The sequence below is a fragment of the Achromobacter spanius genome (assembly GCF_003994415.1).
Taxonomy (GTDB): Bacteria; Pseudomonadota; Gammaproteobacteria; order Burkholderiales; family Burkholderiaceae_B; genus Achromobacter; species Achromobacter spanius_C.
Genome location: NZ_CP034689.1, coordinates 36,488 through 51,079, shown reverse-complemented (window position 1 = coordinate 51,079; position 14,592 = coordinate 36,488). Strand labels below are relative to the sequence as shown.

Annotated in this window: 14 protein-coding genes; 5 read left to right on the top strand and 9 right to left on the bottom strand. The window is 66.2% G+C overall.

Annotated features, from left to right (window positions below; genetic code table 11):
• Positions 1–274: 274 nt before the first annotated feature.
• The 5 genes from ELS24_RS00225 (at position 275) to ELS24_RS00205 (ending at position 6,347) form a co-directional block, all read left to right on the top strand.
• Positions 275–1,309, top strand: a complete 1,035-nt coding sequence (locus ELS24_RS00225) for a BMP family protein (RefSeq protein WP_127183056.1) — start codon at positions 275–277, stop codon at positions 1,307–1,309.
• Positions 1,306–2,835: an ABC transporter ATP-binding protein gene (locus ELS24_RS00220; protein WP_050447410.1), complete on the top strand. Its 1,530-nt coding sequence runs from the start codon at positions 1,306–1,308 to the stop codon at positions 2,833–2,835. Before ELS24_RS00225 ends, ELS24_RS00220 begins: the two co-directional genes overlap by 4 nt.
• Before the next feature lie 49 nt (positions 2,836–2,884).
• The gene (locus tag ELS24_RS00215; protein ID WP_100853649.1) at positions 2,885–3,958 is read left to right on the top strand and encodes an ABC transporter permease; all 1,074 of its coding nucleotides are present in this window, start codon (positions 2,885–2,887) and stop codon (positions 3,956–3,958) included.
• Positions 3,959–3,968: 10 nt separating this feature from the next.
• Positions 3,969–4,919, top strand: coding sequence for an ABC transporter permease (locus ELS24_RS00210; RefSeq protein WP_127183055.1), 951 nt, complete (start codon positions 3,969–3,971; stop codon positions 4,917–4,919).
• A gap of 147 nt (positions 4,920–5,066) precedes the next feature.
• A complete protein-coding gene (locus ELS24_RS00205) occupies positions 5,067–6,347 on the top strand; it encodes an amidohydrolase family protein (RefSeq protein ID WP_127183054.1) in 1,281 nt (426 codons plus the stop codon).
• On the opposite strand, the gene ELS24_RS00200 is transcribed toward ELS24_RS00205, so the two are convergent.
• The 9 genes from ELS24_RS00200 to ELS24_RS00160 are packed head-to-tail and all read right to left on the bottom strand — an operon-like array spanning position 6,322 to position 14,578.
• Positions 6,322–6,711 (bottom strand): RidA family protein, encoded by a 390-nt coding sequence (locus tag ELS24_RS00200; protein WP_127183053.1) that lies wholly within the window; start codon positions 6,709–6,711, stop codon positions 6,322–6,324. The genes ELS24_RS00205 and ELS24_RS00200 overlap by 26 nt on opposite strands.
• Complete coding sequence (locus ELS24_RS00195; protein WP_127183052.1) at positions 6,708–7,871, bottom strand: NAD(P)/FAD-dependent oxidoreductase; 1,164 nt, start codon at positions 7,869–7,871, stop codon at positions 6,708–6,710. Before ELS24_RS00195 ends, ELS24_RS00200 begins: the two co-directional genes overlap by 4 nt.
• Before the next feature lie 4 nt (positions 7,872–7,875).
• The gene (locus ELS24_RS00190; RefSeq protein ID WP_050447403.1) at positions 7,876–9,318 is read right to left on the bottom strand and encodes an NAD(P)/FAD-dependent oxidoreductase; all 1,443 of its coding nucleotides are present in this window, start codon (positions 9,316–9,318) and stop codon (positions 7,876–7,878) included.
• Positions 9,315–9,623, bottom strand: a complete 309-nt coding sequence (locus ELS24_RS00185) for a (2Fe-2S)-binding protein (protein ID WP_100853655.1) — start codon at positions 9,621–9,623, stop codon at positions 9,315–9,317. The genes ELS24_RS00190 and ELS24_RS00185 overlap by 4 nt, the downstream gene beginning before the upstream one ends.
• Entirely contained in the window at positions 9,607–10,764 is a 1,158-nt protein-coding gene (locus ELS24_RS00180) for an NAD(P)/FAD-dependent oxidoreductase (protein ID WP_127183051.1), read from the bottom strand. The genes ELS24_RS00185 and ELS24_RS00180 overlap by 17 nt, the downstream gene beginning before the upstream one ends.
• On the bottom strand, positions 10,764–11,564 hold the full coding sequence (locus tag ELS24_RS00175) for an ABC transporter permease (RefSeq protein ID WP_050447400.1): 801 nt from the start codon (positions 11,562–11,564) through the stop codon (positions 10,764–10,766). The genes ELS24_RS00180 and ELS24_RS00175 overlap by 1 nt, the downstream gene beginning before the upstream one ends.
• A 1-nt stretch (position 11,565) precedes the next feature.
• Complete coding sequence (locus ELS24_RS00170) at positions 11,566–12,432, bottom strand: ABC transporter permease (RefSeq protein WP_050447399.1); 867 nt, start codon at positions 12,430–12,432, stop codon at positions 11,566–11,568.
• A complete protein-coding gene (locus tag ELS24_RS00165) occupies positions 12,429–13,490 on the bottom strand; it encodes an ABC transporter ATP-binding protein (RefSeq protein ID WP_127183050.1) in 1,062 nt (353 codons plus the stop codon). Before ELS24_RS00165 ends, ELS24_RS00170 begins: the two co-directional genes overlap by 4 nt.
• Positions 13,491–13,546: 56 nt before the next feature.
• A complete protein-coding gene (locus ELS24_RS00160; protein WP_050447397.1) occupies positions 13,547–14,578 on the bottom strand; it encodes an ABC transporter substrate-binding protein in 1,032 nt (343 codons plus the stop codon).
• Between the last annotated feature and the right edge of the window lie 14 nt (positions 14,579–14,592).

Sequence of the window (14,592 nt, the reverse complement as noted above, 5' to 3'; positions counted from 1 at the left end):
CCCCTGCCCAGCGGTTTGCCCGCGTGGCTGACAGGGGAACCCCGCGTTTTGCCAACACGTGTCCATTGCATGGAACGACGGGCACCAAACTGGTGCCACGGATCCCAGCCAGGGTGCCTATAATCCTGCCCGTCCATCAGGTTTCCCCGACTTGTCGCGAGGAATGCCGCATGGCATACAACTTGCTTCGCCAGGATGGGCCGCGATGCCGATCCTGCCGCCGCATCGCTGCCATCCCCATCAAGTTTCCATCCCCCGCGAAGGAGTCACCCGCATGAAATCCCTGTCCACCCCGTCCGCTGGCGGCATCGCCCGCCGTGGGCTGCTCAAGCTGGCCGCGGCCGCCGCGACCGGCGCGCTGCTGTTCTCGGGCGCAGTGCAAGCCCAGGCTCCCGCCAAGACCAAGGTTGCCGCCATCTATACGGTGCCGGTCGAACAGCAATGGGTGTCGCGCATCCACAAGGCGCTGACGGCGGCGCGCGACCGTGGCGAGATCGACTACACGTTCTCGGAAAACGTCACCAACGCCGACTACGAGCGCGTGATGCGCCAGTACGCCGAGCAAGGCAACAAGCTGGTGGTGGGCGAAGCCTTCGCCGTGGAATCCGCCGCCCGCAAGGTGGCCAAGGACTATCCGCAAACCGCTTTCCTGATGGGGTCCTCGGGCAAGCCGCAGCAGCCCAACTTCTCGGTGTTCGACAACTACATCCAGGAACCCGCCTACCTGACCGGCATGATCGCCGGCGGCATGAGCCAAAGCGGCAAGATCGGCCTGGTTGGCGGCTACCCCATCCCGGAAGTGAACCGCCTGATGCACGCCTTCATCGAAGGCGCCAAGGAAGTGAACCCGAAGGCCGAATTCACGGTGACCTTCATTGGTTCGTGGTTTGATCCCCCGAAGGCCAAGGAAGCCGCCTTCGCCATGATCGACAAGGGCGCGGACGTGCTTTACGCCGAACGTTTCGGCGTGTCGGACGCCGCCAAGGAACGCGGCAAGCTGGCCATCGGCAACGTGATCGACACGCAGCCGCAGTATCCGGAGACCGTGGTGGCATCGGCCCTGTGGAGCATGGAGCCCACCATCAACGAGGCGCTCAAGCAGATCAAGGCCGGCACGTTCAAGGCCGACGACTACGGCCAGTACTCGCTGATGAAGTACAAGGGCTCGTCGCTGGCGCCGCTGGGCACCTTTGAAAAGAAGATTCCCGCGGACCTCGTCGCCAAGGTTGAAGCCAAGCAGAAAGCCATTCTGGACGGCAGCTTCACCGTCAAGGTCAACGACAAAGAACCCAAGTCCTCGGCACGATGAACCAAGCGCCTCTCGCCCTGCAACTGACGGGGATCACCAAACGCTTCGGCAGCCTGACGGCCAACGACGATATCTCGCTGACGCTGCGGCAGGGCGAGGTCTTGGCCTTGCTGGGCGAGAACGGCGCCGGCAAATCGACGCTGGTGTCGATTCTGTTCGGCCACTATCTGGCCGACGCCGGCAGCATCGATGTATTCGGCAAGCCCTTGCCGCCCGGCCGGCCCGACGCCGCGCTGGCGGCGGGCGTGGGCATGGTGCATCAGCACTTCACCCTGGCCGACAACCTGACCGTGCTGGACAACATCATGGTCGGCACGGAATCGCTGTGGAAGCTGGCGTCCGGCCGTGGCAAAGCGCGCAAACGCCTGGTTGAACTGGGCCAACGCTTTGGCCTGGGCGTGGACCCGGATGCGCGCGTGGGCGGCTTGTCGGTCGGTGAAAAGCAGCGCGTTGAAATCCTGAAGGCGCTGTACCGTGGCGCGCGCGTGCTGATCCTGGACGAACCCACCGCGGTGCTGACGCCGCAGGAAGTGCAGGACCTGTTCGCCACGCTGCGCGGCTTTGTCGACGACGGCTTGGCTGTCATCTTCATCTCGCACAAGCTGGACGAAGTGATGGCCGTGTCGCGCCGCGTGGCGGTGCTGCGCCAGGGCAAGCTGGTGGCCGAACGCGACACCGCCGCCACCAGCCCCGCCGAACTTGCGGAACTGATGGTGGGCCGCAAGGTGGTCATGCCGCGCGCCGAAGCCGTGGCCGCCGCCGAACAGGCAGCGCCCGTGGTGACGCTGTCGCAAGTCACCGTGCGCGACAGCCGCGCTGGCGCGCCGCGCCTGGACAGCCTGGACCTGACCGTTCACAAACATGAAATCGTGGCGATCGCGGGCGTGGCCGGCAACGGCCAACAGGCGCTGGTGTCGGTCTTGACCGGCTTGGCGCAACCGTCCGACGGCACGATCCGGCTGGGCGCGGAACACGCCCCCGCGCCCACCTCTCCCGCCGGCTGGACCGCGGCCCGCGTGGGCCGCATCCCCGAAGACCGCCACGGCGAAGGCATGATCGGCGACAGCCCGCTATGGGAAAACGCCATCGTCGAAGACCTGAAGGACAAGCGCTTCGCGCGCTACGGCCTGATCCGCGCGCGCGCGGGCCGGGCCTATGCCGCGTCGCTGGCCAAGCAGTTCGACGTGCGCGCGGCGTCGCTGGATGTGCGTACGCGCAGCCTGTCAGGCGGCAATATGCAGAAGCTGATCCTGGGACGCACGCTGGCGCGCGAACCGCGCTTCATCGTGGCCGACCAACCCACCTGGGGCCTGGACATCGGCGCCGTGGCCTATGTGCGCGAGCAGTTGCTGGCCGCCCGCGCGCGCGGCGCCGGCGTGCTGCTGGTGTCCGAAGACCTGGAAGAAATCTTCGCCCTGGCCGACCGCATCGCCGTGCTGTGCGGCGGCAAGCTGGTCGCCATCAAGCCGGTGGCTGAATGGACACCCGCCACTGTCGGCCTGGCCATGACGGGAACCCGCGCGTGACGGTTCACGCCGCCTTGCGCCGCTTCCTTTTCTATTGAGCATTCTTCGCATGAAACTGATCCTGGAACGCCGCCCCGAGCCCAGCCGCATGGCGCTGGCCTTGGCCCCCATCGCGGCCATCCTCTTCACCCTGGCGATCTGCACCTTGCTGGTGGCGTGGGCCGGTGCGCCCGTGGGCCGCACCTACGCGCTGCTGTTCGAAGGCGCGTTCGGCTCGCGCTTCGCGCTGTCTGAAACGCTGACCCGCGCCACCCCGTTGATGCTGACGGGCCTGGCCTGTGCCGTGGCGTTTCGCGCGCGCTTCTACAACATCGGCGCCGAAGGGCAGTTGTATCTGGGCGCGCTGGCGGCGGTGGCCATCGGCGGGCTGCATGACGGCACGGGTTTCGATCTGCCGGTGCCCGTGCTGTTCGGCGGCATGATGCTGGCGGCGGCCCTGGCCGGCGCCTTGTTGCTGCTGATTCCCGCGCTGCTGAAAACCCGGCTCGGCGTGGACGAAGTGGTGACCACCTTGCTGGGCAACTTCATCGTGCTGCTGTTCGTGTCCATGATGCTGGACGGCCCCATGAAAGACCCGATGGCGATGGGCTGGCCGCAATCCGTGGCGCTGAACGGTGACCTGGAACTGGGCAAGCTGATCGAACGCACGCGCGCGCATACCGGGCTGTTGTGGGCGGCGGGGCTGGCGCTTGGCTTGTGGCTGCTGAACCGCTACACCGTCTTCGGTTTCCAGATGCGGGCCGTGGGCGCCAACGCGCATGCCTCGCGCTTTCTGGGCCTGCCCGTCAACCGCGTGATGCTGGGCACCGCGATGCTATCCGGCGCGCTGGCGGGCCTGGCGGGCGCCATTGAAGTGGCGGGCCGCACCGGCTACGTCACGCTGGATATGTCGCCGGGCTACGGCTACACCGGCGTGGTCGTCGCCATGCTGGCCGGCCTGCATCCGCTGGGCGTGATCCTGGCCAGCATCTTCGTGGCCGGCATGCTGGTGGGCGCCGACAGCATGAGCCGCGCCATTGCCGTGCCGAACTACATCGCCGACGTCATCGTCGCCACTTCGTTGCTTGCCATGCTGGTCGCGACGCTATTCGCGCAGTACCGCCTGCGCCGCAACCAGGCTTGAGGAGCACGCCATGGAATGGATGGATCTACTAAGCACCTCGGCCTTCTGGGTGGCCGTGCTGCGCCTGGCCACGCCGCTGATTCTGGGCACGCTGGGCGTGCTGCTGTGCGAACGCGCCGGCGTGCTGAACCTGGGCATCGAAGGCATCATGGCCGCGGGCGCCTTCACCGGCTGGCTGGTCGTGTATCTGGGCGCGCCGCTGTATGTGGGCGTGCTGGCGGCGGCCTTTGCCGGGGCCGTGTTCGGCCTGTTGCACGCGGTGCTGACCGTGCCGTTGGGGCTGTCGCAACACGTGTCGGGGCTGGGGGTGACCTTGCTGGCGACCAGCCTGTCGTACTTTGCGTACCGCGTGACGTTTCCCAGCGTGAACACGCCGCCCACGATCACGCCATTTGCCGAAATGAAATTCCTGGATGGCATTCCGTTGATCGGCCCCGTGCTGGCCGGGCAAACGCCCATGACGCTGATCGCGCTGGCCGCCGTGCCGATTCTGGCCTGGGTGCTGAATCGCACGCCGGTCGGGTTGGCGATCCGCATGGTGGGCGAAAACCCCGCCGCCGCCGAGGGGCAGGGCCTGTCGGTCACGCGGCTGCGCATGGGCGCCATTGTGGCGGGGTCGGCGCTGATGGGGGTTGCGGGCAGCTTCCTGACGCTGGCCGCATTCAACGCCTTCTTCTTCAACATGGTCAATGGCCGTGGCTGGGTCTGCGTGGCGCTGGTCGTGTTCGCGTCCTGGCGTCCGGGCAAGGCCTTGCTGGGCGCGCTGATCTTTGCTTTCTTCGATGCACTGCAACTGCGCCTGCAACAAGGCGGCGCGGCCTTGCCCGGATTGCCTGAGCTACCGTATCAGGTGTATTTGATGCTGCCCTACATCCTGTCCATCCTGGCCCTGGTAGTGATGGCGCGCCGCGCCGCCTACCCGCAGGCGCTGATGAAACCCTATCGCAAAGGCGAACGCTAAAAGGGTGGATCCCACCCCCGAAGCGCTACGCGCTTCCCCCTCAAGGGGGCGTCGCGACGGACCGGCGGAGCCGGCTCCGTGCGACCTGGCGGGGCCGGTGACCATTGCAGCGTTATAACTATTGAGAATTTCCGCTAGGACCTGAACATGCTCGACCTGATCATCAAGAACTGCACGCTGCCCGATGGCCGCACGAACATCGACATCGGCGTGGCGCAGGGGCGTATTACGGCGGTGGAACCGGCGTTGAAGGCCGAGGCCGGCCAGACCATCGATGCGGCCGGTCAACTGGTGTCGTCGCCTTTTGTCGACGCGCACTTTCATATGGACTCCACGCTGTCGTTCGGGCTGCCGCGCGTGAACCAGTCCGGCACGCTGCTGGAAGGCATCGCGCTGTGGGGCGAACTGAAGCCGCTGTTGACGCAGGAAGCGCTGGTGGAACGCGCGCTGGCGTATTGCGACTGGGCGGTGGCGCGCGGCCTGTTGGCCATCCGTTCGCACGTGGACGTCTGTGACCCGCGCCTCTTGGCCACCGAAGCGCTGCTGCACGTGCGCGAGAAGGTCAAGCCGTACCTGGACCTGCAACTGGTGGCCTTTCCGCAAGACGGCGTGCTGCGCGCACCCGGCGCGCTAGAAAACCTGAAACGCGCGCTCGACATGGGCGTGGACGTGGTGGGCGGCATTCCGCACTTTGAACGCACCATGCAGGACGGCGCCGAGTCCGTACGCATCCTGTGCGAACTGGCCGCCGAACGCGGCCTGCGCGTGGACATGCACTGCGACGAAAGCGACGACCCGCTGTCGCGCCACATTGAAACGCTGGCGTATCACACGCAGCGCCTGGGCCTGCATGGCCGCGTCACCGGTTCGCACCTGACGTCCATGCATTCGATGGACAACTACTACGTGTCCAAGCTGATCCCGCTGATTCGCGAAGCGGGCGTGGCCGCCATCGCCAACCCGCTGATCAACATCACGCTGCAAGGCCGCCACGATACCTATCCCAAGCGCCGTGGCATGACGCGCGTGCCGGAATTGCTGGCGGCCGGCGTGCCGGTGGCTTTCGGCCATGACTGCGTGATGGACCCCTGGTACAGCCTGGGTTCGGGCGACATGCTGGAAGTGGCGCACATGGGTCTGCATGTGGCCCAGATGACGGGCCAGGACGCCATGCGCGCCTGTTTCGAAGCCGTGACGACCACGCCCGCCAAGATCCTGGGGCTGGACGACACGGGCATCGCGGTCGGCAAGCGTGCCGACCTGGTGCTGCTGCAGGCGCGCGACCCGGTCGAGGCGCTACGCCTGCGCGCAACCCGGCTGATGGTGCTGCGCGCCGGCCAGGTCATTGCGACCACGCCGCCCGCCACCGCCACGCTGAATCTGCCTGGCCGCCCCGGTCAGATCAGCTTTCAGACACCGGCCCGCTGACGTAACCCGGCCGCTTGGCGGCCGTCACGATGATCTCCACCAGCAGCTCCGGCGCGGCCAGCTTGGCCTCGCAGGTGGCGCGGGTGGGCATCGCCTCGGGCAAAGCCCACTCGGCCCACACGCTGTTCATGCCGGCGAAGTCGCGGTCGATATCCTTCAACCAGATCTGCACCGACAACAGCCGCGATTTATCGGTGCCGGCCTGCGCCAGATAGCCGTCTATTTTCGCCAGCGCATCGCGCGTCTGCGGCACGATGCCGCCTTCGGCCGTAGAGGTCACGCCGGCGACATAGACCGTATCGCCATGGATCACGATGCGGCTCAAGCGCTGGTTGGTGTCTTTGCGCACGATATCGTTGTTCATACGTCTTGCTCCTTTTCTGATGGGGTGGGCGCCATCGTGGCGTCCGAAAAACGTTCGATCCGGAATGGCTCGATCGGCATGTCCGTTGTGCCGGTGGTAATCAGGTCGGCCATGATGCGGCCCACGATCGGGCCCAGTTCAAAGCCATGAGCCGAAAAGCCGAAGGCATGGAAGGCGGTCTCGTGGCGGCTGCTGCGGCCTATGACCGGAATCTCGTCCGGCATCGCCGCTTCAATTCCCGCCCAGCCTCGGTTCACGATGGCGTCGCGCATGTGCGGAAACAGGTCGCAGACCGTGCGCGCGCCTTCGGCCAGGGAACGAAAGTCCAGCTCGGTCCATTCCGCGTCGCGATCCACCCAGGCGCGCCGCCCGCCGCCGATCAGCACCGTGCCGTTCGTGCGCTGCTTGAACGATAGCGCGCGCCCCGTGCCCAGCACGACCGGATCCAGGAAATGGTCCATGCGCAAGGTCACCAGCATCATGGGGCTGATGGCAAGCAGCGGCACGGGTTCGCCCCATTGCGCCGCGATGCCGTCGGCCCAGGCGCCCGCGCAGTTCAGCACTTGCGGCGCGGTGTACGTACCCGCATCGGTGTCCACGCGCCACTGTCCGCCGTCTTGCGCCACACGGTCCACGCGCACCCCTTCCAGAAAGCGCGCGCCCAAGCTTGCCGCCTTGCTGCGAAACGCCAGCGTCGTGCGGTAGGGGTCAGCCGCCGCATCTTCACGCGCGATCAGGCCGCCCTGGATGCTGGGCGCAATCATCGGGATCATGTCGCGCAGGTCGTCGGCGCTGATCCATTGTTCGTGCGTGTAGCCGTGATCGGTCATCGTGCGCAAGCGCGTTTGCAGCGTTGCCACGTCGGCGGCGTTCTCGGCCACGCGCACCTGGCCGTGCTGCTCGAAACCGCAGTCGTCATCCACCAGCTCGCCGATGCGATACCAAAGTTCACGCGAGGCCAGCGCCAGCGGCACTTCGGCCAGATGCCGCGACAAGGTGCGCACACCGCCCGCGTTCACGCCCGAGGCATGCCGCCCCACGTAGTTCTTTTCAATCACCAGGGCCGACACGCCCGCGCGCGCCAGATGCAGCGCGGCCGAGCTGCCATGCAGGCCGCCGCCGATGATGATGACTTGCGCCGACCGCGTTGCATCGGTCATGGCATTACTTCTTCAGGCGGACCACGGCCTGGCGGGAATCATCCGTCTGCGGCAGCGACGCGAGTTCTCCCAAGGTCAGCGGCTTGGTCGGGAAGCGCAGCCGGTAATAGCCCACTTCCTGCGTTGGCACGCCGCGTTCCTCGGCAATGATCTCGGCCACGGTCAGCCCGCAGAAGCGCCCTTGGCACGGCCCCATGCCGCAACGCAGAAAGGCCTTCATCTGGTTCGGACCGGTGCAGCCCAGCTTGACCGTCTCGCGCACTTGCGCGGCGGTGACTTCCTCGCAGCGGCACACGATGGTGTCGCCGGTGGGCCGCCGGAAGGCATCTGGCGCCTTGTACAGCGCGTCGAAGAACTCGCGCCCCCTGACGGCACGGGCCAGCGCCTCGCGCGGCGCCACGGCCTGGCTATCGCGTTTGCGCGCGTCGATGCGGCCCAGCAGATGTGCGGCTTGCAGCGCGGCCAACCGGCCCCGGTGTTCCGCCGCCAGCGCGCCCGCGATGCCCGCGCCGTCGCCCGCCATGCCGATGCCGTCCACCGACGTCAGCCCCCATTCATCGACCTGTGGCTCCCAACAGTCCAGTGCGTCGTTCCAGCGATGCTCCGCGCCCACGGCGCGCGACAGGTTCACGTTGGGCACCACGCCCTGATGCAGCATCAGTTGTTCGGCGGGCAAGGTCTTGGTGACGCCGCCCGCCGTGTAGCGCACGCTTTCCAGCTTGCCGTTGCCTAGCGCTTCCAAGGCCGTTACGCCACGCGTGATCGGCACCGCCGCCTTGACGGCGCGCAGCAGCTTCAAGCCCTTGCCCAGATAGGGTGATCGTAAAAATCCCCACACCTTGGGCAGCGCCTGGCCCATGCGTCCAGGCGGCGTGGTTTCCAGCAGCGCGTCGATCTTCACGCCCGCATTCAGGTATTGCCAGGCCACCAGATAAAGCAGCGGGCCGCTGCCCGCCAGCACCGTGCGGTCGGCCGGCACCACGCCCGCCGACTTCAGCAGAATCTGCGCCGCGCCCGCCGTGATCACACCAGGCAGCGTCCAGCCCGGAATCGGGAAGGGCCGCTCTTGCGCGCCCGTGGCCAGCAGCAGCCGGCGCGCATGCACGATACGCGCCTCGCCCGCCACCGAGTACGCCACCTCGAAGCCTTTGTCGGGCTGCGGCGCGGTGCGTTCGGCCACCGCCCAGACGGTGGCGCCCGGCACGTAGCGCGCGCCCGATTGCTGGAACGGCGCCACCAGCGACGCGCCATGCCAATAGTCTTCGCCCAGGATGCCCCGGTCAGTGACCGGGGTGGTGGTAATGGCGCGATAGATCTGTCCGCCAGGCGCCGGCTGCTCATCCAGCAACATCGTATCCACGCCCAACGTGGCCGCCAGCGTTGCCGCCGCCAAGCCCGCCGGGCCCGCGCCCACCACCAGCAAATCGCATTGCGTTGTTTCGATCATGCCTGCACCTTGCGCGCGCCCAACTGGCGCTCGATCTTCATGCCTTCGCGCACGGCCGTCATACAGCCCTGCTGGTTCGCCTGGCCATCAATGGTGACCAGGCAGTCGTAGCACACGCCCATCATGCAATATGGGCCGCGCGGCACTTCATTCACGGCCGTGTCGCGACAGGCCGACACGCCGCCCGCGAACAACGCCGCCGCCACCGTATCGCCCGGCCGGCATTGCAGTTCGGCCCCATTGACCGTCACGCGCACGGGCGCGCTTTGCGTCTGGCGCTGCGCCTCGTCAAGCCTCTTGAACATGAAACCTCCGGGTCGAGAAGGGCGCCATGTCGTCGGCAAGCTTGCCGGCCACGATCATGGGCGCCAGATTGAGCGCGTGCGCGGCGGCCAACGTCACGCCGCTATGACAGGTGGCGATAAAGGCGCCGGGGCACGTTTCGGATTGTTGATAAATGGGAAAGCCGTCCTTGGACATCACGCGCAGCGCCGCCCAACTGCGCACCACGCGCACGTCGCGCAAGGCCGGCAGCGTGCGCACGGCGCGATCGGCCAGCGTACCCAGGATAGGCAGGCCCACCAGGTTATCCACATAGCCCGCTTCTTCCTGCGAATCACCGATCAGCCAGGTGCCTTCATCGGTCTGGCGCAAGGTGGATAGCGGCGTCTCCAGCATGCGGCGCGTGCGTTCCAGCACCACGATCTGGCCGCGCTGCGGGCGCACCGGCACGTCCAGCCCGACTTGCGCGCCCAGATCCTTGTTGGACAGGCCCGAGGCCAGCACCACCTTATGTGCGCGCACCGTGCCGCCCGGGGTCGCGATCTCGAACACGCCATCGCGCTGCTTGATGCTCTGCGCCGGACGGCGCGGCAGGTAGTCCACAACCCGCTGTGCAAAACTCGCATGCAGGGCACGCAGCAGCTTGAGCGGGTTGGCAATGCCATCCACCGGCGTCCACGTGGCGCCGCGCACGTCGGGGCCGATACCCGGCACAAGGTCTGCCACTTCCGCGCGGTCCAGCAGCTTCCAGTCGTACTGCGCCATGCCGGGCTGTGCCAGCAGGGTCTTCATGAAGTTGCCGCGCGCTTCCACCTCTTCGTCGCTCAGCAGCGCGTGCAGGCCGCCGCGTTGCTCCAGATGCACGTCCACGCCGGTTTCTTCCAGCAGTTGCGCGGCCAGGCGTGGCCAGCCGGAGGCGGACGTCATCGTCCACACGCCGTAGCGCGGCAAGCCCATGCCTTTGCTCTGCACCCACACCAGCCCGAAGTTCCCGCGTGACGCGCGGTAAGCCACGTCGCCTTCGTCCAGCACGGCCACGTGGTCCAATTCGCGCCGCAAGCCATAAGCGATGGCCGAACCCACCAAGCCCCCGCCAATCACCACGGCGTCATAAATGCCGCGATGCACGGGCGCGCGGGGCGCCAGTTCTTTCTCGTCCGTCATTAGCGTCCCTTTCCTACAAACAGCTTTTCCAGGCCGACCACGCGGTCCAGGATGAAGATGGCGATGATGGTCACGTAGATCAGCACGGCCGATACGGCGGTGACCAGCGGGTCGATCGTGTCTTCGATGTGCAGGAAGATGCGCACCGGCAACGTCGTCGTGGACGGCGAGGCGATGAAGATCGACATGGTCAATTCATCAAAGCTCGTAATGAAGGCGATCACCCAGCCGCTGACCACGCCCGGCAACAGCAGCGGCAGCACCACGCGCCGGAACGCTGTCCAGTTGGACGCGCCCAGCGACTGCGCGGCGCGCTCCAGCGCGGGGTCGATGCCGGTGGCCGACGCCAGCACCAGGCGCAGCGCGTAGGGCATCACCAATATCACATGCGCCACCACCAGGCCCACATAGGTGCCGGCCAGGTCCACCGTGGTGAAGAACTTCAGGAAGGCCAAGCCCAGCACCACATGCGGAATCATCAGCGGCGACAGGAAGAAGGCCACCAGCGCCTCGCGGCCGGGGAAGCGGTTGCGGGCAAGCGCCAGCGCGCTGGGCACGGCCAGGCCGATGGCCAAGGTGGCCGACAGCGTACCCAGCCCCAGGCTGAACCAGAACGCTTCAATGAAGCGCGGATTGTCCAGAATGGCGCGGAACCAGCGCAGCGACAGCCCGCTGGTGGGCAACGAGATAAAGCCTTCGGAGGTGAACGCCACCGCGCACACCATGACGATGGGCGCCAGGATGAAGAGGATGAACAGCGTGTGGAATACCAGGCCGATGGGGCCGTTACGAAATTGCATCTCAGCCTCCGGCCTGGTTGAAGACGGCGCCGTACTTGCGCTCGATGATGCGGTTGGCCGACAGCAACACCACCACGGTCGCCAGCAGCAGCACCACCGCCAGGGCCGCACCCAATGGCCAGTTCAGCGTGTTCAGGAATTCGTCGTAAGCGGCGGTCGCCACGTTCTTCAGGCGCCGCCCGCCGATGATGGCTGGCGTGGCGAAGGAACTTGCCGCCATCGCAAACACCATGATGGCGCCCGACAGAATGCCCGGCATCACCTGCGGCACGATCACGCGGCGGATCACGGTGAACTGCGACGCGCCCAGCGACAACGCCGCCGCTTCCGTGGCCGGGTTGATCCGTTGCAGCGACGCCCACACTGAAATCACCATGAAGGGCACCAGCACATGCGTCAGCGCGATGCCCACGCCCAGGTTGCTGTACATCAGGTCCACGGGGGTCGAGGTCAGTCCGATGCCCATCAGCACCTTGTTGATCAGGCCGGTGGAACCGAACAGAAGCGCCCAGCCCAGCGTGCGAACCACCACCGAGATCAAGAGCGGCCCCAGCACCACCATCAGGAACAAGCCCTTCCATGGGTTGGCCATGCGCGACAACACATACGCTTCGGCCGTACCCAGCACCAGGCAGGCCACGGTCACGGCAGCTGCCACGCCGAACGTGCGCGCGTAGATCTCGTAGTAATAGCCGTCGCTGAAGATCTCGAAGTAGTTCTTCCAGGTGAACGTGGCCTGCATGCCGCCGTAGAACTGGAAGTCGAAAAAGCTGATCAGGAACACCAGCGCCATCGGCACCACCAGGAAGGTGGCGTACACCACCAGCGCCGGCGCGCTCAGTACCCAGGGGTTGGTGCGCGTACTCATGACGGGCGACCCTGCGGCGCGGGCGCAACCTCGCACATGTCTTGCGCGCGCCAGCGCAAATGCACGGCCTCGCCCTCGGCGGGCACCGGCACGCCGTCATTCTGGCGGATCACCATCACTTCGCCCACCGACGTATCCACCTGACATAGCCAGTGGTTGCCCTGGAAGACGCGGGTCTTCATGCGGCCGGGCAGGGCACAGGCGGCGGGTTCCGAGAACAGGATTTTCTCGGGCCGCACGATCACCGCGCCTTGTGGCACCGCCGCGCCGGCCATCGGAATATGCGCCTCGCCGATACGGGCGCGTGTTTCGTTTTCGTACTGCTCGGCTTTGGGGGTGAACACATTGGCCTTGCCCAGGAAGCCGCCCACGAAATGGCTGGCCGGCCCTTCGTAAGCCTGGAAGGGTTCCGCCACCTGCTCCACGCGGCCCTGGTTCATGACCACGATGCGGTCCGACAAGGCCAGCGCCTCGGACTGATCGTGCGTAACCAGGATGGTGGTGGTGCCGATGGTGCGTTGGATGCTGCGCAATTCCAGCTGCATTTCCTCGCGCAGCTTGGCGTCCAGGTTGGACAGCGGTTCGTCCAGCAACAACACGCTGGGCCGGATGACCAGCGCGCGGGCCAAGGCCACCCGCTGCTGTTGCCCGCCGGACATCTGCGCGGGATGGCGATCCGCCAGGTGCGACAAGCCCACGAGCTTCAACGCATCGGCCACGCGCGCTTCGCGTTCGTCCTTCTTGACCCGCTGCATCTCCAGACCAAACGACACGTTTTCGGCCGCCGTCATGTGCGGGAACAGCGCGTAGTTCTGGAACACCAGGCCCAAGCCGCGCTTGTTGGCCGGCACGCGGCTGACGTCGCGGCCGTCCAGCACGATGCTGCCGCCCGTGGGTTCGACAAAGCCCGCAATCATCTGCAGCGTAGTCGTCTTGCCGCAACCCGAGGGCCCCAGCAGCGAAATGAATTCGCCCCGGTTCACGGACAGGCTCAGCTCTTGCACAGCGGTGGTCTCGCCATAGCGCTTGCTAAGGCGGTTCAACACTAGATAGGTCATGAAGGCTCCCGTGGGCGGCGCGCCGCGCCGCCCCGTATTGCACTACCGGCTGCGCCTTAGCGCTCGACTTCCCGCGTCCAGCGCTTGTTCCATTCGTCGCGGTTCTGGTTGACGGTGTCCCAATCAATCACGATCAGGTCATCGGCGCGCTTGCCGATCGGCAGCGGCACGCGCGGGTCGTCAACCGCCTTGGCCTTCTTGTTGACCGGGCCGTAGCCATAGGCGGAGGCCAGTTTTTCCTGCACTTCGGGCGACACCAGGTATTGCACGAAGGCCTGGGCGGCGGGGTTGGCGTTGGGCTTGGCCACCGGGCACACGGACGACAGCAAGGCGTAGGCGCCTTCTTGCGGGTACACGAAGCCCACCGGGAAGCCGGTGTCGGCGAAGGACTTGGCGCGGCCACTGCCCCACACGGAGATCAGCGCCTGACCGCTGGAGAACAGCTCGGTCATCTTGCCCGGCGACGGCTCGTAGACCAGCACGTTGGGGCCGATTTCCTTCTTGAAGGTGGTGAAGCCGGGGTCGATATTCTTTTCACCGCCACCGCCTTCGCGGGCGTATTCCACCACGGCGTGCAGGCCGTAGGTATTGTTCAGCGGCGGCACCACCAACAGCTTCTTGTACTTCGGGTCTTTCAGGTCTTTCCACGACGTGGGCGGGGCCCACTTCTTCTCTTCGAAAGCCTTCTTGTTGTACATGATGCCGGTGGCCACGATGCCGATGGCCACAGCCTTGTCGTCCTTGTAGCGCGCGGTGCTGTAGAGGTCGTCGGCGGGCAGGCCCTTGATGGGTGCGCAAAAGCCCAGCGCGATGGCTTGATACATGGGGCCGTCATCAATGATGGCCACGTCGATCTGCTGATTGCTTTTCTGCGCCTGCAGGCGCGCCACCGTGTTGGTGGAATTGCCGGCAACATAGTCCAGCTCAACGCCGTGCTGCTTGGCGAAGGGCGGGAAGATGTCCTTGCGCATGATGTCTTCGAACGAGCCGCCATAACCTGCCACCACCAACTTCTGCTGCGCCATGGCGTTGGCGCTGAGCCCTGCGGCCACGGTTGCCGCTGCGAGTACTGCAAGTACCTTGCTCATGAGAAACCCCCGAT